Genomic DNA, 25,303 nt, shown 5'->3' on the forward strand with positions numbered 1-25,303 from the left:
GAGCACCACGCGGTGACACGCGCCGCCGGGCGGCCCCGACCGGGGACGCCCGGCGGCGTTCATGTGCCGGACAGCGCCTCCGTCGGGGACAGCCTGCTCGCGCGGACCGCCGGATACAGGCCGGCGATCGCGCCGATGGCCAGGGTCGAGGCGATGCCCGCCAGGCTCGCCCACGCCGGTACCACCGTCGGCCAGTCGCGGCTGAGGGCGTATCCCGCCGTGATCAGCGTGCCGAGGACCGTTCCGCCCAGGCCGCCGATGAGGGACAGCAGCAGCGACTCCGTCACGAACTGGGTGCGGATCTGGCCCTTGGTCGCCCCGAGGGCACGCCGGAGACCGATCTCGGGGCGCCGTTCCAGTACCGAGATGACCATGGTGTTGCCCACGCCCACGCCGCCGACGAGCAGTGCGACCCCGCCGAGACCGAGCAGCAGCCCGGTCAGCGCCGACTCGGTGGCCTCGCGGGCCGCGAGCGCGTCGGAGGGCCGTGAGATCCGCACCTCGCCCGGCTTCTCCGGGTACGCCGTGGCCGGGAGCACCGCCCGTACCGCCGCGACCCGGCTGTCCTGCGCGCGGACGTACACCGTCGACGGGTGACCGTCGAAGCGCAGGTAGGTCCGGGCCGCCGACCAGCCGACGAGGGCGGCGCCGTCGAGTTCCGGCGCCAGCGGCACCGGATCGAGCACGCCGATCAGCGAGAACCAGCGGCCCCCGAGCCAGACCCGGGTGCCGGGCGTGTACACGTCGAGCCGCTGGGCGGCGGTGGCGCCGAGCACCACCGCCGGGTACGCGTCGGTCGCGGAGTCCAGCCAGCGTCCCCTGCGGACCTGCCCGCCCACGGCCGGCAGGAGGTCGGCGCCGGCCGCGAGCACGGTCAGGGAACCGGTCCGGCCGATGGCGATGTGGTCGTTGCGGTAGACGTGCGCGTCGGTCGCGCCGGTGGCGGCCACCTGCCGCACCGGCGGGATCCGGCGGACCATCGCGACGGCCTCGTGCGGCAGCCGGGCCTTCTCGCCCGTCAGGGACTCGCCCGGAGCCACCCGCAGCAGGTTGGTGCCGAGGGCGTCGAGCCGCCGGTCCACCTCCGCCTGTCCGGAGCCGGAGATGCCGACCACCGCGATCATCGCGGCGACGCCGATGGCGATGCCGAGCGCGGAGAGGAAGACCCGCAGCGGACGCGTCCGCAGACCCGTCCCGCCGAGCCGTACGACGTCCGCGGGCCCGAGCCGGGCGGCCCGCAGCCGGTCCCCCGGGTTCCTCCCGGGGGAATCAGGGGTTCGGTCCGTCAACGGGTCACCCCGATCGACGGGCCGGACGCCGGGCCAGACGACGGGCCGGACGCCAGGCCGGACGCCGGGCCGGACGCCGGGCCGATCGGCGTGTCAGTCGCCGTGTCGGTCGGCGGTCCGGACGCCGGACCGAACGATGGGCCGGTCGCCGTGTCGGCGACCAGGCGTCCGTCGCGCATCTCGATGCGGCGTGGCAGCCGCGCGGCTATCTCACGGTCGTGCGTGATGACCACGACGGTGGTGCCGGCCGCGTGCAGTTCGTGCAGCAGGGCGAGGACGGCCGCGCCCGACGCGGAGTCGAGGTTGCCGGTCGGCTCGTCCGCGAGCAGGACCGAGGGTCCGCCCACCACGGCACGGGCCACGGCGACCCGCTGCCGCTCACCGCCGGAGAGCTGGTGGGGCAGGTGCCGGACGCGGTGGCTGAGCCCGACCCGGGCCAGTGCCGCCGCGGCCTCGGCCCGGCGCCGCCGCAGCGGGACGCCCGCGTAGAGCAGTCCGTCCGCCACCGAGTCCAGGACGGGGACGCCGACCGTGAGATGGAACTGCTGGAAGACGAAGCCGATCCGGGTGGCCCGCAGCGCGGAGACCTCGCGGTCGGACAGTCCGGCCACGTCGTAGCCGTCGATCAGGACCCGGCCCGAGGTGGGCCGGTCGAGGCTGCCCATGAGGTTGAGCATGCTGGACTTTCCGGAGCCGGACGGGCCGACCACCCCGACCAGTTCCCCGCGTCCGATCCGCAGGCTCACGTCGCGGACCGCGGCCACCGGGCCCGGATACGTCTTCGAGACGGCGTCGAACTCGACGACGGCCTCGGATCCGCCGCTCATTCCGGAATCCTCACCTTCAGTCCCGCGCGCACCGCGGGACCGCTCACTTCCACCTTGCCGTCGGCGAACAGTCCGGTCCTCACGGCGACGAAGCGGCCGTCCGCCGTCTCCAGCCCGTGGCCGCCCTCCGCGAGCGCCACCAGCGCGGCGACCGGGACGGTCAGCACGTCCCTGGCCTCGCGGCCGACGTACTCGACGGTGACGGGACCGCTCTCCAGCCGCCCCACGGACTTCTGGTCCTTGATCGTGACGGTCACCGGCACGGTCGCCCCGCCCTGCTGCGCACCGCCCTCGCCGGAACCGCCCTCGGGCGCACTGGCCTGCCTGCCCACCGACGCCACCTCGCCCCGTACGGTCCTGTCGTCGGGCAGCCGGACTCGGACGGCCGTGCCGCGCACGGCCCAGGAGGCGTCGGCGGCGGAGGCGTCGACGACGACCTTGCGGGCCGTCCCGGTGTACGTGAGGGCGTTCTCGGCGACGGCTTCGCCGAGCCGGACGCCCGGCCGGCCGATCCGCACCTTGCCGGCGGAGTAGATGACGTCGCCGATGCCGACCGTGCCGGTCTCGGGCATCCCGAGCGACTTCTGCCACCGTTCGACGGCGTCGGCGGTCTTGGCGGTGAACGTCTCGTCCACCGTGAAACCGGTGTAGCCGAGGGCGGCCAGGTTCGTCTCGAACTGCAGGACGTCCATGCCCTTGAGCTCCGTCACCGTGGCGGCCCCGGCCCCGGTCCCGGTCGGCGCCGGCGACGCGGAAGGGCCCGCGGCGGCGGCGTCGCCGGTCCCGCCGTCCGGCTTGCCCGCTCCGGAGGCCGCTTCCCCGGACGCGGTACCGGCGCCGGTCCCGGACGCGGCGGTGGTCAGTCCCAGGTCCCGGTACATGGGCAGCGACCCGTACAGCAGCACCACCGGGCGGTCGTCGACGCGCAGCAGCGTGTCGCCGCGCTTCACCGTGGTCCCCGCCTCGGGCAGCCCGGTCACGGTCCCGGTCGCCTTGACCGGCAGGGGTATCTCCGCGCCGTACCCCAACTGTCCGTCCACCTGGGTGCGTTCGGTCAGCGTGGCCCGGGTCACCGGAACCAGCGAGCCGGCCCGGGGCGGCGCGCTCGGGCCCTCGTCCCCGCCGCCGCCGAGCCCCAGGGCGCCCACCACGGCGACCGCCGCCACGACGAACACGGCCAGGGCGATCAGCGCCGTGCGCCGCCCCCGTCCGCCGCGCGGCGGTTCGGACACCGCCTCGGGCCCGTCATCGATCCGCGTCACCGTGTCCGCCACGGTCAGCCCTTGCCGGGGCCCGCGGACTCCGGAACGCCCACGATCGGCCCGCAGATCCGGATGGCCCGCTTCGCACCGGCGGAGCTCTGGTCCCAGTCGCCCTGCCCGAGGCCGTCGGGGCCCGGGTCGGGGAAGTCGGCGGCCCCGTTCTCCTGCATGCACTTCGCGTACCGCTGCTTCACCTTGATCTGCTCGTCGGTGAGCTTGGACTGGTTGTCCTTCTCGATGCTCTCGGGCACGGCCGCCAGGAGGTCGGCGCACTTCTCCGTGGCGGCCTGGAACTTCGCGTCCTTCTTCAGGGCCCGGTTGTCACCGAAGTCGATGGTTCCCTTGTCGTCCGGGTCCGGAGCGTCGACCCCGTTCTCCCGCAGGCACTTCACGTACGCGCGCTGCGCCCGCACGTAGGCGGCCACGTCGTCCCCGCCGCCCTGCGCGTCCGAGCCGGCGGACCGCGTGGTCGCGCCGCCGCTCGCGGCCGTCGGGATGTCCGACTCGCCCTCGTCGCCCCCGCAGCCGGTCGACGCCAGCGCCATGACCGAGGCCACCGCGGCCAGCAGTACCCGATTCGCCCTCACCGGTTCTCCCGCTCTCCGTCGTACCCGTCCGCGGACGCGGCGGGCAGACCGACCGTAGGACGGAGCCGATGAAGAACTCTTGAAGAACCTGTCAGCCGGCCGTGCGGCCACGGGCGGATCGCGGCGGCGGTGGCGGTGTCGGTACGCTCACAGCCTTGACGCGGGCCAACGGGCCGTTTCCTGGGGGGAATCATGAGGATCCTGTCGTTCGGTTCCGTGCCGCGCGGAGTGACGGGAGCGGTGTCCGCCGTCGTGCTGTTCGCCGGGGGAGCGGTGGCCTGCGGAGGGGACGGCGGGAGTGATCCCGCGCGGGGGGAGCCGTCCGGGGTGACGCCCGCGACGGCCGTGGCGAAGGCGGCGGCGCACTCCGCGGACATCGTGTCGCTCCACTACCGGATCACCGGGACCGTGCCGGAGGAGGGCCGGCTGGAGGCCGACGCGTTCATGAGGACGGACCCGCCGGCCATGAGCATGGAGCTGAGCACGGCCGGCCGGAGTGGGAACGGCCGGCTGCCGGTCCGGTTCGTCGACGGGGTGATGTACGTCGGCGGGGCGGCGAAGGGCAGGAGCTGGTTCCGGGCGGACCCGGCCACGTGGGGAGGCCTCACCGTGGACAACGACTCCTACGGCGTACTGCCCCGTCAGCTGGAGGGCAGCCCGGTCGTCCAGTCCACCCTCCTGACCGGGTCCGAGGACGTGCGGAGGGTCGGGACCGAGACGGTCGACGGCGCCAGGACCACGCACTACAGGGGAACGGTCACCTTCGACGGCCTGCGCGCCGCCCGCGACGCCGCCCCGGACGAGGCGACCCGGGAGCGCCGGGTCGAAAGCCTCGACCAGTTCATGGGGCTGCGCGTCTCCGACACCCTCACCATGGACCTGTGGGTCGACGGCGACGGCCGCGCCAAGCGGTTCCGCTGGCAGGCCCGGACCGACGGCGCGCGGGGCGGCACCGGCGGCGGACCGCTCGACCTGACCGTCACCTTCCTCGACGTCGACCGGCCCGTGACCATCGAGGCCCCGCCGGCCGAGGACACCGCCGCCCTCGTGGAGGACGCGCGGGAGGTGCTGGACTGAGCCCGTGGGCCTCCGGTCCGGGAACGCCTCCGGCCACGGCGGCCGGGGCGGCCGCGGTCAGCGCACGACGCCGAGCTCCGGCGCCGGTTTCCGCATGCTGAGCGCGTCGGTCGCGCCCCCGTCGGCCGGGGCGACGGCGGCGGACAGCACCCGCGCCCTGCTCAGGGGGGTGCGGGTCCGGTGGACGGCATCGGCCTGCCCGGCGATCCCCGCCATCCCCTCTCGCACGGCCCGGCCCCGGTGTACGGCGTCCGCCCTAGGCGTCCGCGCCCTCCCCCACCTCCTCGGGGGCCGCCCACTCGACGAACCGGACGACGATCCCGTTGGGGTCGGTGACCTGGAAGAGCGTCTCGCCCCACGGCTCCTTGCGCAGCGGCAGGGTGATGGCCGCGCCCCGCTCCCGCAGCCGCCGTTCCTCGTCCTCGATGCCGGTGACCGTGAAGGCCAGGACGGCTCCGGCGGCGTGCGGGCCGCGCCGGCCGGCGGGCAGGGCCTCGGCGCCCCGGCGCAGCAGGACGATGTCGACCGCCGCGTCGCCCCGGGTCAGTGAGGCGAAACCGTCGGCGGCGGCGATCTCCTCGTAGCCGAGGTGGGTGGTGAAGAACCGCCGTGAGGCGGTCACGTCGTCGACGGTGAGCGACACGGTGGAGACGGTGATCCGCACGGTTGTCTCTTCTCTCTTCGGGGTCGGGCGGGGCGGCTGTGCGACGAGCCCGCCTCACCATCGGCCTGCGGCACATCGTGCCGACGCGGGGGGCCGGCGCGCTTGTGCGGGGTGCGGCAGTGTTGCGGCCGGTCACGTTGCCGACCGCGGTCACCGTCTGGTGTGGTGGTTCGGGGGGCCGAGGCCCGGGAAGGATCGACGACATGATCATTTTTGGCACCAAGGGGTACCTGCACCAGCTGGCGATACTGACGCTGGTGTGCGCGCAGTGCGGGAACCCCGCCGCGCACACGCTCAGGAAGCGGGTCACCAAGTTCACCCTGTTCTTCGTGCCGCTGTTCCCGGTCTCCACGAAGTACGCGACGCAGTGCACCTTCTGCGGCGCGGAGCAGAAGGTGACCGGGGAGCAGGCCGAGCAGCTCCAGGCGCAGGCCCTCGGCGGCGGGCAGGGGTACGGGCAGCAGTCGCAGCAGCAGCCCTACCGGTCGTAGCCGGTCACGGTCGTAGCCGGTCGCTGTCCTAGTAGGGCTTGATCAGGTTCGTAGGGGTGTGGGTATGTTGCGGTGGCAGGTGGGGCAGGCGCCGGTCCATGTGGCGAGGAGTGTCTGGAGCTCGCGGACGACTTGGTAGAGGCTCAGACCTGCGCCGGATCTTTTGGGTGGCGGGCCAGTCGTTGCAGGGTGCAAAAGGCATGGGCGGCGGAGACGAGGGTGACGTGGTGGTGCCAGCCGGCCCAGGTGCGGCCCTCGAAGTGGGCCAGGCCCAGGGCCTGTTTCATCTCGCGGTAGTCGTGCTCGATGCGCCAGCGGAGCTTGGCCAGCCGCACCAGGGTGGCCAACGGCATGCCGGAGGGCAGGTCCGACAGCCAGAACTGCACCGGTTCGCTCTCGGTGGCCGGCCACTCCGCCAGCAGCCACCGCTCGGGCAGCTCCGGATCATCGGCGGCCCTGCGGATGCCGCGTCCGGCCGGGCGGATGCGCAGGGCGACGAAGCGCGAATACATGCGCTTGACGCCGCTGCGGCCCTTGCCCGGACGGGAGCCCTCCCGCCAGGACACCGGCCGGGCCGCTGCCTTCCCGGCCGCGATGACCAGGTCCTTCACGGTCTGCGCAGGCTCGGGGTACTGGGCTTTCGGCGGACGCCCGGTGCCCGCGTAAGCGGGCTGAACGGGCCGGGCCTCGGCCGGATGAGCGGTGTGACGGGAGGAGATGCCCACCGCATAGGTGAGGCCGCGTTCCTCCAGCCCGTGTCGGAAGACGGCGGCATCGCCGTAGCCGGCGTCCGCGACCACCAGCGGGATGTCGATGCCCCACGAGAGGGTCTCGTCGATCATGTCCAAAGCGAGCTGCCACTTCTCCACATGCCCCACCTGGTCGGGAATCCCGCAGCGAGTGCGACGGGCGACCTTGTCCGCATCGGCCTGCGGCGAGGCCGGGTCCCAGGAGGCGGGCAGAAACAGCCGCCAGTCGATCGCGGCCGAGGCACGGTCGCAGGCCAGGTGCACCGAGACGCCCACCTGGCAGTTGGTGACCTTGCCCGCGGTGCCGGTGTACTGCCGCGACACACACGCCGAGGCGTCTCCGTCCTTCAGGAACCCGGTGTCGTCCACGATCAGCGCCTCCGGACCGATCGCCTCGTGCATCCTCCAGGCCAGCCGGGGCAACCGGTAAGCGTCGACCCGTGTTCCGTAGCGTTCCTGCCATGCCGGGTCCATCGACGCGCGCATCCAGTCGGGCACGGCCGTAGCGAGTGCCTCCGGTGTCGCCCGCAATGTCTCGCCGATGAACTCCAGGCGGTTGAGGCTGCGGATCGCGGCCAGGATATGCGTGGCTTCCGTGCGCTGACGCCCGCCGGGGGCGACCATGCCCATCTCGGCCAGCCGTTCCAGAAGCAGGTCCAAGATCCTTTCCTCCAGTCCGTGCGCCAGCAGCCGTTCCCGGAACCCGGTCAGCACGGTGTGGTCGAAGCCGGGGTCGGTCAGCTCCAGACCGAGCAGGTACTTCACGTCGATCCTGGCCCGCACCGCGTGCGCGGCCTGGCGAGCGGTCAGGTTCTCGGCGAACTGAAGGATGCTGACCAACGCCAGCCGGCCGGGCGGGATGCCAGGACGCCCCCGAACCCCGAAGGCCGCTCTGAACTCCTCGTCCAGGAACAGCGGACCGAGACTGTCCCGGATCCTCATCGCCAGACACCCCTTGGGGAACGCTGCCCGGGCGACATCCCGTGTCACCGCGGGAACCTCCACCTCCGAGCTCGACCGCATCGTCACAACGCCACCCCCGATTTCCGCAGCCAGAAGCCCAGTTCACGCCCTCGAAACCGCCTGCACCACACACTCGCGAACCGGAATGCCACGCGGCAGGCGATCACGACAGCTTCACTCAATTGGGCAACAGGGTCATCGACGGTTTCTACAACCCCCGCCGCATCCAGAAACGGCTCGGCTACCTCAGCCCGATCGAGTACGAGGAGAAGCATTACGCCGACCAGGCAGCGGCCGAACAAGTGAACCTGAAACCACGTCAACCCGATCTGACCTGCTAGTCAGCCACTCCCGCGCAGCGGGAGAACCTAACTGACGATGATCGACTATGCCTTGGTTGTGGTCCGTATAGGAGGACCTCGGCTTGACGGTCAGACGGGGTAAAGGGCACGGCGTCGCGTGTCAGCAGGCGCAAGCGAATCGTTCGCACTTCCATGTCTCACTACAGATGCAGCGCGATAATTTGCGGTTAACCGGATGGCTTTTTTCAATTACCCAGCGGTTTGGGATGCGTTACAGTTACAGCAACCACAAGAGGGCCTTCTGAGCCAAAAGGCGATTCCCTGTCATCATTCTTCAGCCACTCCGCACACCTGCGCCACAGCCGTCCGTAGGATCCCTCACGAATCCCGCACATCTATGCGGGTGTCCTGAGTGTGCGCGAGGGAGAGAAATTGATGAATCGTCACGTCCGGCGGCTGTCCTCATTAGCAGCCTCGCTGGCAGCAGTAGCCTCTCTTTCCTTGGCAGGTAGCGCCAAGGCTGCTGACGAAGCCCAGCAGTCGGAGAACAGACAGTAGGCGCTCGGTGTCGCCAAGACCATTGACCTGCCGACGGAGCCTGAGCGTGGCCAGGCAATGGTTAGTATCGAGGAATCGTGTTCTCCCGTCGCCGCCTCCGAACGTGCGGCCTTAGGTGGCGCGGTCAAGGCGTGCGTCGGGACAAGGCCGACGAAGGAATCCAGCACCGTAACGGCGCGGACTGCCGAGGAGGCCGACACTGTCGAAGCCTGCGACATAACCAAGCCGGGCAAGTGGACCTGGGAACGAACTAAAGGCATATGCCTGAACGGCAATGAGGTGACCTTCACGCTCAGCGACGAACAGGGCGCCGTCCTGGGTACTGCTCTAATAGACGTCAAGAGCAGCATGAACCTCAGGTACGACAGCCTCACCTGGAACGAACTGATCACCGTCAAGGTGACCAAGGCGACCAATGCCGTAAGCAACGTCAATATCAAATTCGACGTGGACTGCACCTCGAGTTGTTCCCCGACCAACAACCGCCCCTGGACTGGGACAAAAACCCTCGGCCAGGGCGCAGAGGCATCCGGATCGGTCACCTACACCAGCAATGTGGCTTCCGGTATGCGGGACAACATCCGCACCAAATACCACATGTACATCACCGCGACGGGCACCACCCCCACCAAGCCGAACGTCAGTTGGGAGCTCCCGTACCAGGCCAATCTTCGCTGCGACGCCGAGCTCACCACACCCGGCTGCGTCTTCTCCGACATTCGCGCCAGCCTCAAATACTCGCTGTCCGACCCGAAGCACGCCGCAGCTTCGGCGGCTTACAGCTTCGCTCAGGGCCGCCTGCGCGACTGGGCCCCGCTGACTCGGGCGGACGGCCTCAACACAGCCAACCGGAAGCGGACCTGCGAGGAGGGAAGCAGCGACCCGTTCGTACATATGTACGATGAAGTTCCGGGGGACACCTGTGACGAGTTCCCCTTCGCCGGCTCCCTCGAGGGAGGGACCAACGGCGCTCTGTGCGCCGACATCATCCCGCGGTACGAGGACGGGGCATGGTGGATCTATCCGGCTCGGACTGACAAGCCGTTCACCTACGAAGAGCCGTGCGTGCGTGCCCATGTCTCCGGGGAGGCCAATTCGTCTGCCGGCGGCAAGTATGGTGCGCTCGTGAAGAGCGCGCGCATCCTCGACATCGAGAAGTACAACGTCTCCGTCATCGAGTAACAGAGGAGACAGCAGCACTACGCCGGGGCCCCGAAAATGATGCTCGGGGCCCCGCCCGGCAAACCCGAAGGAGCCCCAGTGAAAAACTCCACCACCGGGCCATGGGCATGGGCCGAGGATCCGCGCGCCGTGATGTGGTGCGTGACCATCACCTACGGCATCACTCCTGAAGAAGTGCTCGCCCGCTACGGAGCCGACGCCCGCACCGCCCGGCTTCTCACCCGGCAGCAGGCCGCCCAGCTGGCCGGTGACGACCTGCCGGAGGGTTCGGTACTGCGGGCAGGGCGGACGGGTGACTGGTCGTTCTGCTTTGAGGACTACGGGGTCATGGGATGCATGTCCGGCCCGTTGTCCGCGCTGTCCCGCGGCACGGAGACCTTCAGCGTACTGCGAGGCGGGGACGGTATGAACGGCTTCGCGTACTGGCGGGACGGACAGTGCACCGAGCGGTTCGAGCCGGGCGCCACCGGCACCAAACCTCGTCCTCCACACCCCTGGTGGGATGCAGTGCAGGGGCGGCTAGACGCATCGAGCGAAGAATTCCCCGGCCTCGTCCCGGTACTGGAAGCGACAGCGCGCCACACCAGAGCCGTACTCGACACGGGCATCCTCGACGGGCCGCTGCTCACCCTGCGGCTCGATGACAGCGACCTCACCCCCGCCCCTCAAACTCCCCAGCAAGCACCACGGCCTCCCAAGGGCGTGAGGGGCGTCCCCGCCCGGCCTGGACCACCCCCGCCACCCACCATGAGGCAAGCCATCAACGTCCCCGTCACCTGAGGTCGGCAGTCGCCCGTGCTCTGGACCATGTAGGGCTCGGGCGGCCCTCCGGCTTCACCCACGAGGTGGTGTTCCGGCGGTGCCCTGACTGCCAGGAGCACAACATCGTGCGCGAGGACGACTTCGTCTGCGTCTTCTGCGGCAGCGATCTGCCGGAGACGTGGAACGTGGATCCCACCGCGTAATGGCCGAGGGTCACAGCCACTCGTTGATGGCAGCGACGAGGACAGTCGCCTCGTAGCGGACCGCGAGCTTGTCGTATCGCGTGGCGACAGCGCGGTGCCTCTTGAGGCGATTGATCCCGCACTCGACCGCATGGCGCTCGCGGTAGTCGACCGGGTCGAAATGCGGTGGCCGGCCGCCGCAGGAGCCGAGCTTCTGGCGGTTGCGTGCCTGGTCGGCCTTGTCCGGGATGGTGCAGCGGATTCCGCGGCGGCGCAGGTAGGCGCGGTTTCTGCGGGAGGCGTACGCCTTGTCTGCGCGGACCCGATCAGGGCGGACGCGTGGCCGGCCCGGTCCGATGCGGGGCACGCGGACTTTCTCCAGTACGGGTTCGAACTGCGGCGAGTCCCCGCGCTGCCCTACCGTGATCACGATCGACATGGGCTTCTGGCCTTGCTCGACGGCCAGGTGCAGCTTGGTGGTGAACCCGCCGCGCGAGCGTCCCAGTCCGTGATCGCCGGGCTCGGTGAAGACACCGCCTGGTGGTTCCTTCTGCAGGTCACCCTGCTTGCGAGCCCCGGCCGCATGCTGATGGGCGCGGCACACGGTTGAGTCGACGCTCAGATCCCACGTGATCAAACCCTTCGCGTCGGCCAGGGACTGGAGCCGGGTAAGGATCCGCTGCCAGGTGCCGTCCCGCTGCCATCGGCGGAACAGGTCGTAGATCCGGCCCCACGGACCGTACTCGACGGGCACGTCCCGCCACGGCACACCGGTCCGGAACCGTATGCCGTCGATCAGCAGCCGCCGGGACCAGAGGGGCGGCCGCCCCGCCTTCGCCCCCTTCGGCAACAACGGCTCCAACACCGCCCACTGCTCATCCGTGAGATCTCCCCGACCCATGAACCGTGATCATTCACAGCTCAAGATCTACTTTCGGTACACGGCCTAGCCGCTCCACGCCTCGTCGTACGGGTCCTGCGGGACCGGGACCGGTACGGCGCGGGTGACCTCGAAGTACGGGACCGGTCCGTCGTTGACGGGATCCTCGGTGCGGCGCGGGGTGTAGCGGCCGGTGACCTCCAGCCAGGTGTCCGGCCGCAGGACCGGAGGGACCGCGCCGGTGAGGGCGATCTTGACCGGCTGGGCGTCGGCGGCACAGCAGTTGAGGCCCATGCGGACCAGGTACGGGGTGCCGGCGCCGTCCAGGGCCACGAAACCGGTGATGCCGATGGGGCGGTCGCGCAGGTGACGGCCGTGGTCGTAGACCGCGCGGGCCGCGTACTCCCCGACTCCCAGGCGCAGGGGGCCCCGCTCGGGCAGCTCCGGATAGCCGAGGGGTTCCCGCAGGGCCGTACCGGTGTGGGTGGCGCTGTAGGAGCCGAGGGCGGGCGGGGCGACCAGGATCAGGGCGAAGAGCGGGAGCGTGAGGAGCCAGGAGACACGGGGTTCCCGGTGCGCCTCCCGCGTGCGCGGCCCGCGGCGCCGGGTGTACCGGACCGTCGCCGCCGCCGTCGCGATCAGCACCGCGCCCGACAGCAGGAGCAGCGGGCGCAGGCCCGCCTTGACGTACCGCAGGTGGAGGTCGGTCAGTCCGGCGTGCAGCACGGTCGCGCCGAGGAGGAACAGCAGGGCCGCCTGGGCCTGGTGGTCCAGGTTCGACTTCACAGCAGCACCGCTCCCGTCAGGGCGGAGACGGCCACCGCCAGGGCGAAGGTGGCGGGGGCGAAGCGCAGGGCGAAGGCGCGGCCGAACGTGCCCGCCTGCAGGGCGAAGAGCTTCAGGTCGACCATCGGCCCCACGACCAGGAAGGCCAGCCGGGCCGTCGGCGAGAACGGGGTGAGCGACGCCGCCACGAACGCGTCCGCCTCCGAGCAGATCGACAGCAGCACCGCCAGGACGGCCAGGACCAGCACCGACAGCACCGGACTGCCGGCCGCCGCGCGCAGCCACTCCGCCGGGACCACCGCCTTCAGCGTGGCCGCCGCCACCGCGCCGACCACCAGGAAGCCGCCCGCGTGCATCACGTCGTGCCGTACCGAACCCCAGAACGCCGCGCCCCCGCCCTGACCGTCGTACGACGAGCGGGCCGGCGGGCGCAGCAGGTCCGTGCGGCCCAGGCGCTGCCACAGCCAGCCCATCGCGCACGCCACCAGCAGGCTCGCGACGAAACGGGCGAGGACCATCTCGGGCGCGGCGGGGAAGGCGACCGCCGTCGCCGTCAGCACGACCGGGTTGATCGCGGGGGCGGAGAGCAGGAACGCCAGGGCGGCGGCCGGCGTCACCCCCCTGCGCACCAGCGCACCCGCCACCGGCACGGACGCGCACTCGCAGCCCGGCAGCACCGCCCCCGCCGCGCCCGCGACGGGTACGGCCAGCGCGGGGCGCTTCGGCAGGGCGCGGACGAAGAACGACGGCGGGACGAACACCGCGATCGCCGCCGACAGCAGGACGCCGAGCACCAGGAAGGGCAGGGCCTGGAGGACCACCGCCACGAACACCGTCATCCAGCTCTGCGTCACCGGCGCGGCCAGGGCGCGGCGGACGGGGTCCTGGAACATCACGGCGGTGAGGAGGACGAGGGTGAGCAGGAGGGGGGAGGTGAGGTGGCGGGACGCCTCGTCGTGCGTCCTGTCCTCCCGGCCGTCCTCCGGTCCCTCCGTCCCGTTCGGGGGTGATGTGGTGGTGGTCACGGGCCGGGTGCACCTCCGGTGTGCGCGCGTGGGCGGGCGGGGCCGCGCCCGGGCCCCTCCCCCTCGGTACGGAGGGCGGGGCGCGGCCGTTCAGGCGCACTCTGGAACCACCCGCCACGATGAGGCAGTCTTCTCCCCTGTGGTGAGCCTCCTTCCCAGCCCGGCCCTGCCCGGCGACCCGTCGGCGCACATGGTGGTGTGCGGGGACGACGGGCTCGCGCACCGGCTCGCCGCCGAACTGCGCGGCGTGTACCGCGAGCAGGTGACCCTCGTCGTGCCGCCGGTCGGACGCGGCGTGCGGCAGCCGATGGCCGGGCGGGCCCGTGCGGCCTCCGCGGCCCTGATCGACCGGGTCGTGACCGCGGTCAACCGGGGCAACGGCGGGTCCGACGACACCTTGGCGCCCGGTGAGCGGGTCGTGGAGGCCGCCGAGCCGACCGAAGCCGTGCTCGCCGGGGCCGGGGTGGAACGCGCCGCCGCGCTGGCGCTGGTGTACGACGACGACGAGACCAACATCCGTGCCGCCCTGACCGCCCGCCGGCTCAACCCCCGGCTGCGGCTCGTCCTGCGGCTCTACAACCGGCGGCTCGGCCAGCACATCGAGGAACTGCTCGACCAGGCGGCCGGGTTGGCGGGACGCGGTGGGGCCGGTGGGGTCGGCGGAGCCAGTGGGGTCGGCGGAGCCGGTGGGGCCGACATCTCCACGACCGTGCTGTCCGACGCCGACACGGCCGCGCCCGCGCTGGTCGCCACCGCGCTCGTCGGCAGCGGCAAGGTCGTCGACGCGGAAGGGCTGCTGCTGCGGGCGGTGGAGCGCCGCCCGCCGGGCCCGGGCGAGGTGGCCGACCCGGGACTGTGCACCCTCGCGCTGCTCTCCGCGACCAGCAACGACCCCGCCGGGGAGGATGGTTCGGAGGACAGCGGCGAGCAGGGGCCGCAACTTCTGCCCGATGCCGCGGCGGTGGCGGCGGCGACCGGGCGGGGGACGGTGGTGCTGGAGCAACTTTCCTACTCCGGAACCCCGTTGCCGGCCCGGCGGGGCGGTCCGCCGTTCGCCTCGCTGTTCTCGCGACGGCTGCGGTGGTCGCTGGCGGGGCTGGTGGCGGCGGTGATCGCGCTCGCCGTCGCGCTGACGGTGGTGACCCGGGACGACCCGCTGCACGCCACGTACGTCACGCTGCTCGACCTCTTCGCGATCAACGAGCCCGCACACCACGAGACCACCGGGCGACAGGTGCTGCAACTGCTGTCCATGCTGGTGGGGTTGCTGCTGCTGCCGGTGTTGCTGGCGGCGGTGCTGGAGGCGCTGGGGACGTTCCGCACGGCGTCGGCGCTGCGGAAGCCGCCGCGCGGGCTGAGCGGGCACATCGTGCTGCTCGGACTGGGCAAGATCGGGACGCGGGTGCTGACGCGGCTGCGGGAGCTGCACATCCCGGTGGTGTGCGTCGAGGCCGATCCGGAGGCGCGCGGCATGGCCGTGGCGCGGCGGCTGCGGGTGCCGGTGGTGCTGGGGGACGTCACGCAGGAGGGGGTCCTGGAGGCCGCGAAGATCCATCGTGCGGACGCGTTGCTGGCGCTGACCAGCGCGGACACGACGAACCTGGAGGCGGTGCTGTACGCGCGGTCCGTACGGGCCGACCTGCGGGTGGTGCTGCGGCTGTACGACGACGACTTCGCGAAGGCGGTGTACCGGACGCTGCGGACCGCGCACCCCTCGGCGCTGACGCGGAGCCGGAGTGTCTCGCATCTGGCCGCGCCCGCGTTCGCCGGGGCGATGATGGGGCGGCAGATCCTGGGGGCGATCCCGGTGGAGCGGCGGGTGCTGCTGTTCGCGGCGGTCGTCGTGGGCGGGTGCGCGCCGTTGGAGGGGCGGACGGTGGGGGAGGCGTTCCGGGCGGGGGCCTGGCGGGTGCTGGCGCTGGACACGGCGGGGTCCGCCTCGGGCGGGGAGGGGGTGCCGGGGTCCGGGCTGGTGTGGGACCTCCCTGACACGTACGTGCTGCGCGCCGAGGACCGGGTGGTGCTGGCCGCCACCCGGCGGGGGCTGGCGGAGTTGCTGGGGCGGCGGGCGCGGAGCGCGGCGGGACGCTTGCCGCTGGGGGGTGGGCGCTTGCCGCTGGGCGGGGGGGGGCTTCACTTGCCCGCGTCCGCGGGGTGCCGCTGCGCCCACCCGTGCCGCCCCAGCGGCACGACTGCCCGCAGCTACGGGTAGCGGGGCGGGGCGGCGCGGGTGGGCGGGGTTATGCGGGGAGGTGTTCGGCGGCGAAGGCGAGTTCCAGGCGGACCTGCTTGATGCGTTCGTCGACCACCAGGGAGCCGTGGCCGGCGTCGTAGCGGTAGACCTCGTGGACCGCGTCGCGGGACTCGAGGCGTTTGACGTAGTTCTCGATCTGCTGGATGGGGCAGCGGGGGTCGTTGACGCCCGCCGAGATGTAGACCGGGGCCTTGACCCGGTCGACGTAGGTGATCGGGGAGGACGCCTCGAAGCGCTCGGGGACCTCCTCCGGGGTGCCGCCGAGCAGCGTGCGGTCCATCGCCTTCAGCGCTTCCATCTCGTCGTGGTACGCCGTGACGTAGTCGGCGACCGGAACCGCCGCGATGCCCACCGCCCACGCGTCGGGCTGCGTGCCGATGCCGAGCAACGTGAGGTAGCCGCCCCAGGAGCCGCCGGTGAGGATCAGCCGGGCCGGGTCGGCGAGACCGGAGGCGACCGCCCACTCCCGCACCGCCGCGATGTCCTCCAGCTCGATCAGGCCCACCCGGTGCTTCAGCGCGTCGGTCCAGGCGCGGCCGTAGCCCGTGGAACCCCGGTAGTTGACGCGGACCACCGCGTAGCCGTGGTCGACCCAGGCGGCCGGGCCGGCCGCGAAGGAGTCGCTGTCGTGCCAGGTGGGGCCGCCGTGGATGTCGAAGACCGTCGGGAGCGGACCGCTCGCGCCGGCCGGCTTCTGGACGAGCGCGTGGATGCGCCCGCCCGGGCCCTCCACCCACACGTCCTCCACCGGCACCGATCCGGGCGACTTCATCCCGGGCGGGTCGAGGACCACCCCGCCCGTCGTGGACCGCACCGCCGGCGGCCGGGCCGCCGACGACCACAGGTACTCCACGCTGCCGTCGGGCCGGGCCGTCGCGCCCGAGACCGCGCCGCGCGGGGTGTCGATCCGCACCAGCCGGCGTTCGGCCAGGTCGTAGCGGAACAGCTCGCCGCGGGCCTCGAAGCCGTGCACGACGAGCAGCCCCGTGCCGTCCGGGTACCACTCGGCGCTCACGTCGCCGGGCAGCTCCAGCGCGAGGTCGGTCTCCTCCCCCGTCGCCACGTCCCACACCAGGGGCTCCCAGCGTCCGCGCCGCTGGTGCCCGATGAGCAGCCGGGTGTCGCCCGCCACCGGCGCAAAGCCCAGCACCTCGAGGCCCAGCTCCCGCGTGCCGCCCTCGGTGTCGTCGAGCTCGGCGACCGTCGTGCCGTCGGGCCGCAGCACCCGCAGCGCGGAGTGCATCGCGTCACCGTGCTCGGTGTGCTCCACCGCGATCAGCGAACCGTCGTGGGAGAGGTCGCCGACGCCCGCCGACTCGCGGTGCCGGTAGATCTCCACGGGTCCCTCGCCCGTGCGGGCCAGGTGGATCGTCGTGCCGTCCTCGTCCGTGGAACGGCCCACGACCGCCGTGCGGCCGTCCCGGCCCAGCGCGAGGCCCGCCGGGTACGAGGGGTCGAGGCCCGGCGCCGCGAGTTCGTCCTCGCCGCCCGCGAACCGCTGCCGTCGCCACACGCCGAACTCGTCGCCGTCCTTGTCGTCGAACCACCAGATCCACTCGCCGTCCGGCGAGAGCACGCCGTCCGTCGTGCCGTTGGGCCGGTCCGTCACCTGCCGCTGCTCGCCCGTCGCCCGGTCCCAGGCGTACAGCTCGTACGTCCCCGTCGCGTTCGACACGAACAGGGAGCGGTCGGGGGCGTCCTCCGCCCAGTCGGGCAGGGACACCCGGGGCGCCCGGAAGCGCTTCTCCCAGTCGGGCATGCCCGCGCCCTGTTCCACTCGCTCGGTCTGGTGGTCCGCCCGGCCCGGCGCGTCGAACGCGTTGCTCTCAGTCATGACCCCATACTGCCCGTCCCGGAGGGCATCGCGCCGCCGAGCTCCCCAGCCTGTGGACAACTTCTTCCCGATCTTTCACCGGCCCCCCGTGGGGATGCCCGTGGGAACGGCCCGCCACGCGGCGACCCCGCGGGACGGGAACCGCCCGCGGGCCCGTACCGTTGAGGGCGTGTACCGGTTTCTGCTGACGCCCCGCTGGTGGGGGATCAACGTCTTCCTGCTGCTCTCCATCCCGTTCTGCGTCTTCATGGGGTCCTGGCAGTTGGGCCGGTTCGAGGACCGGGTGGACAGCCACCGCGACGCCGAGGCGCGGATCGCCACGGACAAGCGGGAGGCGGCCAGGCCGCTGGACGACCTGCTGCCCGTGACCAAGGCCACCTCCGGCAAGCAGGCCACCGCGAGCGGCCGGTACGACACCCAGCTGCTGGTGCCCGACCGCACGCTGGACGACCGGGACGGCTACTACGTCCTGACCCTGCTGCGCACCGACACCGGCCGCGCGCTGCCCGTCGTCCGGGGCTGGCTGCCCGGCACCCCCGACCCGGCCGAGGCGCCCGCGGCGCCCACCGGTGAGGTCACCGTCACCGGCGCGCTCCAGGCGTCCGAGACCCCGGGCAGCAACGGCGTCAGCGCCCGCGGCGGACTGCCCGAGGGGCAGACGGGAGCGATCAGCTCGGCGTCGCTGGTGAACCTCGTGGACTACGACGTGTACGACGCCTGGGTCACGCTCAACCAGGGCGACGCGGGGATGCGGGCGGTGCCGGCGACCGCGCCGGGCGGCACCGGGCTGGACCTGAAGGCGTTCCAGAACCTCGGCTACACCGCCGAGTGGTTCGCCTTCGTCGGCTTCGTGATCTTCATGTGGTTCCGCCTGCTCCGCCGCGAGGTGGAGCTGGCCCGCGACGCGGAACTGGGCCTGGTCCCGGACGGGGACCGGGACGGGAACCAGGACGAGGCCCCGGACGGGGAGCGGGAACCGGAGCGGTCGAGTCCGTCAGCGGTCTGACAGCGGTCCGGGGCGGGCGGTCCGGCGGTCCGGGGCGGGCGGTCCGGCGGCGGAGCCGGGGCCGCCCCGTCACACCCCCGTCAGCAGCCCCGTGTAGTACACCGTGCCCGCGCACGCGTTGCTCACCGTCGCGGTGGCCGGGCCCGAGCCCGTGGGCGGCGTGTACGTCACCGCCACACTGCCGTCCCCCACGCCGTCCTCCCTGACCAGCTGGGCGACCGTGCCGCCGTCGGTGCCCGTGGACGCCCCGGCCGCCCCGGACGCCCCGGCCGTCGTGGTCGGGGTGCCGGTCGGGGTCGGGTCGGGCGAGGGCCCGCCGGTGCCGCCGCCCGTGCCGTCGCCCGGAGCCGTACAGGTCTCGGAGGGCACCCAGGCGAACCTCACCTCGAACGCCGCACCCGGCTTGAGCACCAGCCGCGCGGCCTCCAGCGACGGGTCGGGCAGTCCGACCGCCGCGTCCCCCGCCACATGCCGCGCCGAGCCCACCTTGGCGGTGTCGGCGGCGCCCTGCGGGGCCGCGTTCACGGAGCCGGCGGCCTCGACGGCACAGCTCGCGGTGGAGACGTTGACGACCCGGAACGAGCCGTAGACCGCGCCCGTGGAGTCGGGGGCGGCGCTGGACGCCGTCGCCGGGCCGAGCTGGGCGGCGGTGCAGGCGGACAGTCCGGCGGCGGCGCTGGACGAGGGGTCGGCCCCCTCCGTCGACCCCGCACCGGAGCCGGTGCTCGCCCCGTCCTCCTCCTCGTCCTTCTTGTCGCCCTTGTCGGTCCCCTCGACCTGGTCCGAGGTGCCGCCCGCGGTGCTCTCGCCGCCCTCCGGGTCCTTGCCGTGGCCGGTGCCGCCCTGCGCCTGCGCGGCGTGGCCGACGGCGGAGGGGTCGGCGTCGGAGCCGGCGGCGCCGGAGACGTGGACGAGGGCGGGGACGGCGGTGCCGAGGAAGAGGGCGGCGGCTGCCATGCCGACGAGGGCCTGACGCTTGCGGGCCCGGCGGGCGGGGACGGCCCGCCGCAGGTAGTCCAGGGTGCCGTCGCCCGGCTCCACCTCCCGCACCGCCTGCCGCAGCAGGGTGCGCAGTGCCAGCTCGTCCGCGTCGAGCCCTTCGGAGCTCTGTCCGTCCAAACCGTCGTTCACAGTTCCGTTCCCCGCGTGCGTGTGCTTCGGTTCGTTCCCGTCGCCGGATTCCCCCGCGCCCTCGGACTCCCGCGCGGCGCCGGACGGGCGGGAGGCTCCCGGGTCCTCCGGCCCGCGGTCCTCGCGCCGCGCGCCCTCGCCGTCGCTCATGCCGGCGCCTCCATGGCCAGCCGCAGCGCCGCGATGCCGCGGGAGCCGTACGCCTTCACTGAGCCCAGCGAGATGCCGAGGGTCTCGGCGACCTGCGCCTCGGTCATGTCCGCGAAGTAGCGCAGCACCAGCACCTCGCGCTGGCGGCGCTGCAGGTTCTTCATCGCCTTGATGAGGGAGTCGCGCTCCAGTTGGTCGTAGGCGCCCTCCTCCGCGCTCGCCATGTCGGGCATGGGCTTGGAGAGCAGCTTGAGGCCGAGGATGCGGCGGCGCAGCGCGGAGCGGGACAGGTTGACGACCGTCTGGCGCAGATAGGCCAGGGTCTTCTCCGGGTCCCGGACGCGTTTGCGGGCGGAGTGGACGCGGATGAACGCCTCCTGCACGACGTCCTCGCAGGAGGCGGTGTCGTCGAGGAGGAGCGCCGCGAGGCCCAGCAGCGAGCGGTAGTGCGCGCGGTAGGTCTCGGTGAGATGGTCGACGGTGGTGCCTGCCGCCATGACGTCGTCGGCGCCGTCACGCTGACCTGGTATGCGGGCGGGGCGCGCTGCGGGCATGGGCGCGATCACCGGCATGCCGCCGGACGCGCCGGACGCGCCGGACATGCGGGGTCGGCGAGCCTGGCGGGGCGGCCGGAGGGCCGTGCCGCGCGGCGCTGTGAAATCGAGTACCTCAGCCACGCCAGTTGGACACGCTTCCCCTGGTAAGGGTTGTACGCGCCGGGCGTCACTTTTGCGGCGGACGGTGCGGTCGGCCGGTCGCCCGCGTCAGGCAGCACCACCGACAGCACATCAAATGCCCTCATGCGTCCCGCTCTTCCCCTGTGTCCCATGTGAACGGACGTCCCCACGCCCGGTTTCCGGACGTCCCCACGTCCGGAGAGCAGCGCCCTCACGCCCCTGGTAAGGGTGACCGCAAAGACGCTCCCCGCCCTCCGCGCGGTTGCGGAGAACGGGGAGGTGAATCCTCGTACAAGCCTCGCTCAATCCTCGGTTGCCGGAACGTGCCGATCAAGAGGCTCCGGCCGGGAATCCGGCTCACAAGACTTCCACAGATCCTACAAACGAACGCTGTGCGATCCAGACCTTTTCACCGTTCAACCGCTACGAGTTCGGCGACCTGCGCGGTGTTCAGCGCCGCTCCCTTGCGCAGGTTGTCCCCGCACACGAAGAGCTCCAGCGCGGTGGGGTCGTCCAGGGCCCGCCGTACCCGCCCGACCCAGGTCGGATCGGTGCCGACGACGTCGGCGGGGGTGGGGAACTCCCCCGCGGCCGGGTTGTCGAACAGGACCACGCCGGGCGCCGTGGCGAGGATCTCGCGCGCCTTGTCGACGGTGACCTCGCCCTCGAAGCGGGCGTGCACGGTGAGGGAGTGCGTGGTGACCACCGGGACGCGTACGCAGGTGACCGCCACGGGCAGGTGGGGCAGGCCGAGGATCTTGCGGGTCTCGTCCCGCACCTTCATCTCCTCCGAGGACCAGCCGTCCTCGCGCAGCGACCCGGCCCACGGCACGACGTTCAGCGCGACCGGCTCCGGGAACGGCCCGGTGTTGTCCCCCACGGCCCGCCGTACGTCACCGGGGTGGGTCCCCAACTCCGTGCCGGCCACCAGGGACAGCTGTTCGCGCAGGGTCCGCACGCCCGCGTGTCCGGCCCCGCTGACCGCCTGGTACGACGAGACCACCAGCTCGCGCAGGCCGAACTCGGCGTGCAGCGCGCCCAGCGCGACGATCATCGACAGGGTGGTGCAGTTCGGGTTCGCGACGATCCCGCGCGGACGCCTCCGCACGGCGTGCGGGTTGACCTCGGGGACGACGAGCGGCACGTCCGGGTCCATCCGGAACGCGCCGGAGTTGTCGACCACCACCGCGCCCCGCGCGGCGGCGACGGGCGCCCACCGCTCGGCGACCTCGTCGGGTACGTCGAACATCGCGACGTCGACCCCGTCGAAGGCCTCCTCGGTGAGCGCCACGACCTCGGTCTCCTCGCCGCGCACGACCAGCTTGCGGCCGGCCGAGCGCGGGGAGGCGACCAGTCGGATCTCGCCCCAGACGTCCGCCCGCTGGGACAGGATCTGGAGCATGACCGCGCCGACGGCCCCGGTCGCTCCCACGACCGCGAGCGTCGGCCGCCCGGAACGTCCGGGTCCCGCGGTTCTTGCCATCAGCGGCCGGTGCCTCCGTAGACCACGGCCTCGTCGCTGTCGGAGTCGAGCCCGAATGCGGAGTGCACGGCGCGGACGGCCTCCGGCACGTCGTCCTTGCGGGTGACGACCGAGATGCGGATCTCGGAGGTCGAGATCAGCTCGATGTTCACGCCCGCGTTGCTGAGCGCCGTGAAGAAGTCGGCCGTGACACCGGGGTTGGTCTTCATCCCCGCGCCGACCAGGGAGATCTTGCCGATCTGGTCGTCGTAGCGCAGGGAGTCGAAGCCGATGGCGCCCTTGTTCTTCTCCAGCGCGTCGATGGCCTTGCGGCCCTCGGTCTTCGGCAGGGTGAAGGAGATGTCCGTCAGGCCGGTGGACGCGGCGGACACGTTCTGCACGACCATGTCGATGTTGATCTCGGCATCGGCGATCGTGCGGAAGATCGATGCGGCCTCGCCGGGCTTGTCCGGCACACCGACGACCGTGACCTTGGCCTCGGAGGTGTCGTGCGCGACACCGGAGATGAGAGCCTGCTCCACCTGCTTGTCCCCTTGCTTCATCGGCTCGCTGCTGACCCACGTGCCCTGCAGTCCGCTGAAGGACGAGCGGACGTGGATCGGGATGTTGTACCGGCGGGCGTACTCCACACAGCGGTGGAGCAGCACCTTGGACCCGGAGGCCGCCAGTTCGAGCATGTCCTCGAACGCGATCCAGTCGATCTTCCGGGCCTTGCTCACCACACGCGGGTCGGCGGTGAACACACCGTCCACGTCCGTGTAGATCTCGCACACCTCGGCGTCGAGCGCGGCGGCGAGGGCGACGGCGGTGGTGTCGGAGCCGCCGCGGCCGAGCGTGGTGATGTCCTTGGTGTCCTGGCTGACGCCCTGGAAGCCGGCGACGATGGCGATGTTGCCCTCGTCCACCGAGGCCTTGATCCGGCCCGGCGTGACATCGATGATGCGGGCTTTGTTGTGGACCGAGTCGGTGATGACACCTGCCTGGCTGCCGGTGAAGCTCTGGGCGTTGTGGCCCAGGTTCTTGATCGCCATGGCCAGCAGGGCCATGGAGATCCGCTCTCCGGCGGTCAGCAGCATGTCGAGCTCGCGTCCGGCAGGGATCGGGGAAACCTGCTCGGCGAGATCGATCAGCTCGTCCGTCGTGTCGCCCATCGCGGAAACCACGGCGACCACCTGGTGGCCGTTCTTCTTGGCTTCCACGATCCGCTTGGCGACGCGCTTGATGCCCTCGGCATCGGCTACGGAGGAGCCTCCGTACTTCTGCACGACAAGGCCCACGTGCGCTCCTCGCTCAATCCGTCGTTTTCCACAGTCCGCACACATATGTGTCCGCTGCGGTCGGCTCAGTCTATCGAGCGTCCGAAAAACCCCTCTGCGATATCGCATGATGAGACATCCGGCCACTCGTGCAGGGGGGCTCCTGCCCATCCCGACCCGGCCCACTCGGAAAAGCGACCCGCGTCACACGCGGGTTCAGTCGACGAGGTCCTCGAGGGGTCCGGTGTCGAGGGTGATGTCCACGGGGTCGGGGAGCTCCACGGAGGCGCCGAAGGGGAGTTTCTCCTGGTGACGGTAGCGGCCGTCCTCCGGCTGGTCGAACACGACGACCGAGCGGTCGTCCCGGTCGATGAGGAGGTAGACGGGGATGCCTGCGGCGGCGTAGCCGTCGGGCTTCTCGACTCGGCCGCGCTGGTGGGTGTCGGAGTCGTGCGACGTGACCTCCACGGCCATGAGCACGCCCTCCGCCCCCGACCAGTCCCCGTGCCCCTTCGCGAATCCGAAGGGAGCCAGAACCCCGTCGGGGCGAGCCCTGCCCTTGCGGTAGGCCTCGACCTTCATGCCACGGTCTCCGTAAAGCCACAGCTCCGGACGGTGCTGCATGCACAGCCTCTGCAACCAGGCCACGATCTGGTCGTGGTTGCCGTCGGTCGCCGCCTTGACCCGGACCTTCCCGTTGATGAACTCCCGCCGCACGGTCTCCGGGGCATGGCGCTCCAGCTCCTCGAACTCCTCGACGGACATCTGCGGCCGGTGCTCGATCGCGGGGGTCATGGCGTCGCCTCCTCGACACCATGGCGCCCCGACCGGCACCTCCCGCACGCTCACTTCCAGCGCCTGGGCGGGAGGCCGTTCGCGATGCGGTCGCGGTTGTCGCGGTAGTGGTAGAAGACACGGTCCTCGATGGGCACGGGGCGGAACGTGTCGGGCACGGGGCCGCCCGTGCTCCGCTCCAGCTTCTTCCGCAGGAAGTACGCCGACGTGGTGCCCAGGTGGGCGATCTCCTCGAAGCCCTTGATGACGTCCTCGTCGGACATCGGGGCGGCCTCGTTCTCCCTGCGGCAGTCCTCACAGATGCCCCGGTCGATCTTCACCGTGCGTTCGTCCTGATCGCAGGTGGCGCAGGCCATGATCGCGCGGGTCACCTTCGCACGGGGTTCCTTCTTCTGCGGCGGCATTTTCGTCTCCAGTCGTCGGCGGGCGAATCCGCCCGGGTTGCCGACCTCGGGCGGAAGTCCTTCGGTCAGAGCGCGGGTGATGTCCTTGGGGGTCGCCCCGCGGGACAGCCACTCCTCGGTGAGCGGTTCGAGGGAGCGGCAGTCGCCGTCGCTGAGCGGCATACGGGGGTCGGCGGCACACAGGCCGGTGAGGACGCGGTACGCGGCACTCTCCGGCTCGGGCTCGTCCGGTACGGCAGGCTGCTCGGCTGGGGTCTCCACGGCGGCCGGCTGCTCCTCGACGCGGGCGAGGCCCGGCTGGTGGTCCCGGGTCACGTCCTTGCCGTGGCGCTCCCGTGCGAACCGCGCCCACCACTCGGCCGACCTGCGGGTACGCGACCAGTACGTACGCGTGACCCACCGCATGGTGCCGTCCTCGACGGTGATGTGCTCCTTGATCCAGCGCAGGTGGCCGGCCTCGGTGATCCGGGTCAGGGAGGTGCGCATCGCCTGCTGGCCGTAGCGGGGGTGTTCGACCGCGAGCACCTTGTGGCCCATCGCGTGGCCGGTGTCGAGGTGGTCGATGAAGACGGCGATCTCGGCGTCGCGCGGGAGCAGGTGTGCGAAGTCCGGGTCGGCGTGCGGGTCCTCGTCACCCGCGTGACGCTTTCCGTACCCCGTATTGGCCATGGGGTGGGACGGGGAGGGGAGGGCAGGACTAAGGTTGGCGTAGGCCACCATCGAAGGG

23 protein-coding genes and 3 pseudogenes are annotated in these 25,303 nt (G+C 71.9%); 8 read left to right on the top strand and 18 right to left on the bottom strand.

Features of this window, described 5'->3' with window-relative positions:
- Nucleotides 1-59: 59 nt before the first annotated feature.
- Genes ADK41_RS08735 through ADK41_RS08750 form a run of 4 tightly spaced genes read right to left on the bottom strand, consistent with a single transcriptional unit; the run spans nt 60 to nt 3,965 of the window.
- A complete protein-coding gene (locus ADK41_RS08735) occupies nt 60-1,289 on the bottom strand; it encodes an ABC transporter permease (RefSeq protein WP_078661980.1) in 1,230 nt (409 codons plus the stop codon).
- Nucleotides 1,286-2,116, bottom strand: coding sequence for an ABC transporter ATP-binding protein (locus ADK41_RS08740; RefSeq protein ID WP_051843199.1), 831 nt, complete (start codon nt 2,114-2,116; stop codon nt 1,286-1,288). The genes ADK41_RS08735 and ADK41_RS08740 overlap by 4 nt, the downstream gene beginning before the upstream one ends.
- Nucleotides 2,113-3,396: a peptidoglycan-binding domain-containing protein gene (locus ADK41_RS08745; RefSeq protein WP_106979483.1), complete on the bottom strand. Its 1,284-nt coding sequence runs from the start codon at nt 3,394-3,396 to the stop codon at nt 2,113-2,115. Before ADK41_RS08745 ends, ADK41_RS08740 begins: the two co-directional genes overlap by 4 nt.
- A complete protein-coding gene (locus ADK41_RS08750) occupies nt 3,393-3,965 on the bottom strand; it encodes a hypothetical protein (RefSeq protein WP_030827880.1) in 573 nt (190 codons plus the stop codon). Before ADK41_RS08750 ends, ADK41_RS08745 begins: the two co-directional genes overlap by 4 nt.
- 192 nt (nt 3,966-4,157) lie before the next feature.
- Here ADK41_RS08750 and ADK41_RS08755 point away from each other — a divergent pair, with 192 nt between their 5' ends.
- Complete coding sequence (locus ADK41_RS08755) at nt 4,158-5,042, top strand: hypothetical protein (RefSeq protein ID WP_234318832.1); 885 nt, start codon at nt 4,158-4,160, stop codon at nt 5,040-5,042.
- A gap of 57 nt (nt 5,043-5,099) precedes the next feature.
- On the opposite strand, the gene ADK41_RS38960 is transcribed toward ADK41_RS08755, so the two are convergent.
- Both ADK41_RS38960 and ADK41_RS08760 read right to left on the bottom strand, forming a co-directional pair.
- On the bottom strand, nt 5,100-5,270 hold the full coding sequence (locus ADK41_RS38960) for a hypothetical protein (protein WP_209438641.1): 171 nt from the start codon (nt 5,268-5,270) through the stop codon (nt 5,100-5,102).
- A gap of 28 nt (nt 5,271-5,298) precedes the next feature.
- On the bottom strand, nt 5,299-5,706 hold the full coding sequence (locus ADK41_RS08760) for a VOC family protein (RefSeq protein ID WP_030827873.1): 408 nt from the start codon (nt 5,704-5,706) through the stop codon (nt 5,299-5,301).
- A 203-nt stretch (nt 5,707-5,909) separates the two neighbouring features.
- Between ADK41_RS08760 and ADK41_RS08765 the strand changes: the two genes are divergently transcribed.
- Nucleotides 5,910-6,197 carry a zinc-ribbon domain-containing protein gene (locus tag ADK41_RS08765; RefSeq protein WP_030827870.1) on the top strand — a complete coding sequence of 96 codons (288 nt, stop codon included), beginning with the start codon at nt 5,910-5,912 and terminating at the stop codon, nt 6,195-6,197.
- Between the two features lie 143 nt (nt 6,198-6,340).
- Here the strand turns inward: ADK41_RS08765 and ADK41_RS08770 are convergent.
- Together ADK41_RS08770 and ADK41_RS44200 are read right to left on the bottom strand one after the other, a co-directional pair.
- Nucleotides 6,341-7,363 (bottom strand): annotated as a pseudogene (locus ADK41_RS08770) (IS701 family transposase); the annotation flags it as partial.
- A gap of 252 nt (nt 7,364-7,615) precedes the next feature.
- Nucleotides 7,616-7,969, bottom strand: a pseudogene (locus ADK41_RS44200) (transposase); the annotation flags it as partial.
- A 122-nt stretch (nt 7,970-8,091) separates the two neighbouring features.
- On the opposite strand from ADK41_RS44200, the gene ADK41_RS41605 reads away from it, so the two are divergent.
- The 4 genes and pseudogenes from ADK41_RS41605 to ADK41_RS08785 all read left to right on the top strand — a co-directional run.
- Nucleotides 8,092-8,250, top strand: a complete 159-nt coding sequence (locus ADK41_RS41605) for a hypothetical protein (RefSeq protein ID WP_158717680.1) — start codon at nt 8,092-8,094, stop codon at nt 8,248-8,250.
- 576 nt (nt 8,251-8,826) lie between these two features.
- A complete protein-coding gene (locus tag ADK41_RS08775) occupies nt 8,827-9,951 on the top strand; it encodes a hypothetical protein (RefSeq protein WP_158717679.1) in 1,125 nt (374 codons plus the stop codon).
- Nucleotides 9,952-10,029: 78 nt separating this feature from the next.
- A complete protein-coding gene (locus tag ADK41_RS08780) occupies nt 10,030-10,731 on the top strand; it encodes a DUF6461 domain-containing protein (RefSeq protein ID WP_158717678.1) in 702 nt (233 codons plus the stop codon).
- Nucleotides 10,732-10,736: 5 nt separating this feature from the next.
- Nucleotides 10,737-10,916, top strand: a pseudogene (locus ADK41_RS08785) (hypothetical protein); the annotation flags it as partial.
- 10 nt (nt 10,917-10,926) lie between these two features.
- Here ADK41_RS08785 and ADK41_RS08790 read toward each other — a convergent pair.
- The 3 genes from ADK41_RS08790 to ADK41_RS08800 are packed head-to-tail and all read right to left on the bottom strand — an operon-like array spanning nt 10,927 to nt 13,586.
- Nucleotides 10,927-11,796 (bottom strand): IS5 family transposase, encoded by an 870-nt coding sequence (locus ADK41_RS08790; protein ID WP_030827855.1) that lies wholly within the window; start codon nt 11,794-11,796, stop codon nt 10,927-10,929.
- 45 nt (nt 11,797-11,841) lie between these two features.
- Nucleotides 11,842-12,549, bottom strand: a complete 708-nt coding sequence (locus ADK41_RS08795) for a TIGR03943 family putative permease subunit (RefSeq protein ID WP_030827853.1) — start codon at nt 12,547-12,549, stop codon at nt 11,842-11,844.
- A gap of 8 nt (nt 12,550-12,557) precedes the next feature.
- Nucleotides 12,558-13,586, bottom strand: coding sequence for a permease (locus ADK41_RS08800; protein WP_030827850.1), 1,029 nt, complete (start codon nt 13,584-13,586; stop codon nt 12,558-12,560).
- 190 nt (nt 13,587-13,776) lie between these two features.
- Here ADK41_RS08800 and ADK41_RS08805 point away from each other — a divergent pair, with 190 nt between their 5' ends.
- On the top strand, nt 13,777-15,798 hold the full coding sequence (locus ADK41_RS08805; protein ID WP_245174625.1) for an NAD-binding protein: 2,022 nt from the start codon (nt 13,777-13,779) through the stop codon (nt 15,796-15,798).
- A gap of 28 nt (nt 15,799-15,826) precedes the next feature.
- Here the strand turns inward: ADK41_RS08805 and ADK41_RS08810 are convergent, their stop codons facing one another.
- Nucleotides 15,827-17,674: a S9 family peptidase gene (locus ADK41_RS08810; RefSeq protein ID WP_030827843.1), complete on the bottom strand. Its 1,848-nt coding sequence runs from the start codon at nt 17,672-17,674 to the stop codon at nt 15,827-15,829.
- Between the two features lie 169 nt (nt 17,675-17,843).
- Between ADK41_RS08810 and ADK41_RS08815 the strand changes: the two genes are divergently transcribed.
- Nucleotides 17,844-18,680, top strand: coding sequence for an SURF1 family protein (locus ADK41_RS08815; protein ID WP_030827840.1), 837 nt, complete (start codon nt 17,844-17,846; stop codon nt 18,678-18,680).
- A 69-nt stretch (nt 18,681-18,749) separates the two neighbouring features.
- On the opposite strand, the gene ADK41_RS08820 is transcribed toward ADK41_RS08815, so the two are convergent.
- The 6 genes from ADK41_RS08820 to ADK41_RS08845 all read right to left on the bottom strand — a co-directional run bounded on the left by ADK41_RS08820 (nt 18,750) and on the right by ADK41_RS08845 (nt 25,245).
- Entirely contained in the window at nt 18,750-19,961 is a 1,212-nt protein-coding gene (locus ADK41_RS08820; RefSeq protein ID WP_037804402.1) for a hypothetical protein, read from the bottom strand.
- Nucleotides 19,958-20,533, bottom strand: a complete 576-nt coding sequence (locus ADK41_RS08825; protein WP_030827835.1) for a SigE family RNA polymerase sigma factor — start codon at nt 20,531-20,533, stop codon at nt 19,958-19,960. The genes ADK41_RS08820 and ADK41_RS08825 overlap by 4 nt, the downstream gene beginning before the upstream one ends.
- Nucleotides 20,534-21,047: 514 nt before the next feature.
- Entirely contained in the window at nt 21,048-22,121 is a 1,074-nt protein-coding gene (locus ADK41_RS08830; protein WP_030827833.1) for an aspartate-semialdehyde dehydrogenase, read from the bottom strand.
- Complete coding sequence (locus ADK41_RS08835; protein ID WP_030827830.1) at nt 22,121-23,398, bottom strand: aspartate kinase; 1,278 nt, start codon at nt 23,396-23,398, stop codon at nt 22,121-22,123. Before ADK41_RS08835 ends, ADK41_RS08830 begins: the two co-directional genes overlap by 1 nt.
- 195 nt (nt 23,399-23,593) lie before the next feature.
- A complete protein-coding gene (locus ADK41_RS08840) occupies nt 23,594-24,172 on the bottom strand; it encodes a Uma2 family endonuclease (RefSeq protein WP_030827827.1) in 579 nt (192 codons plus the stop codon).
- 50 nt (nt 24,173-24,222) lie between these two features.
- The gene (locus ADK41_RS08845; RefSeq protein ID WP_030827824.1) at nt 24,223-25,245 is read right to left on the bottom strand and encodes a hypothetical protein; all 1,023 of its coding nucleotides are present in this window, start codon (nt 25,243-25,245) and stop codon (nt 24,223-24,225) included.
- Nucleotides 25,246-25,303 lie beyond the last annotated feature (58 nt).

It is taken from the genome of Streptomyces caelestis (assembly GCF_001279005.1).
GTDB lineage: Bacteria > Actinomycetota > Actinomycetes > Streptomycetales > Streptomycetaceae > Streptomyces > Streptomyces heliomycini.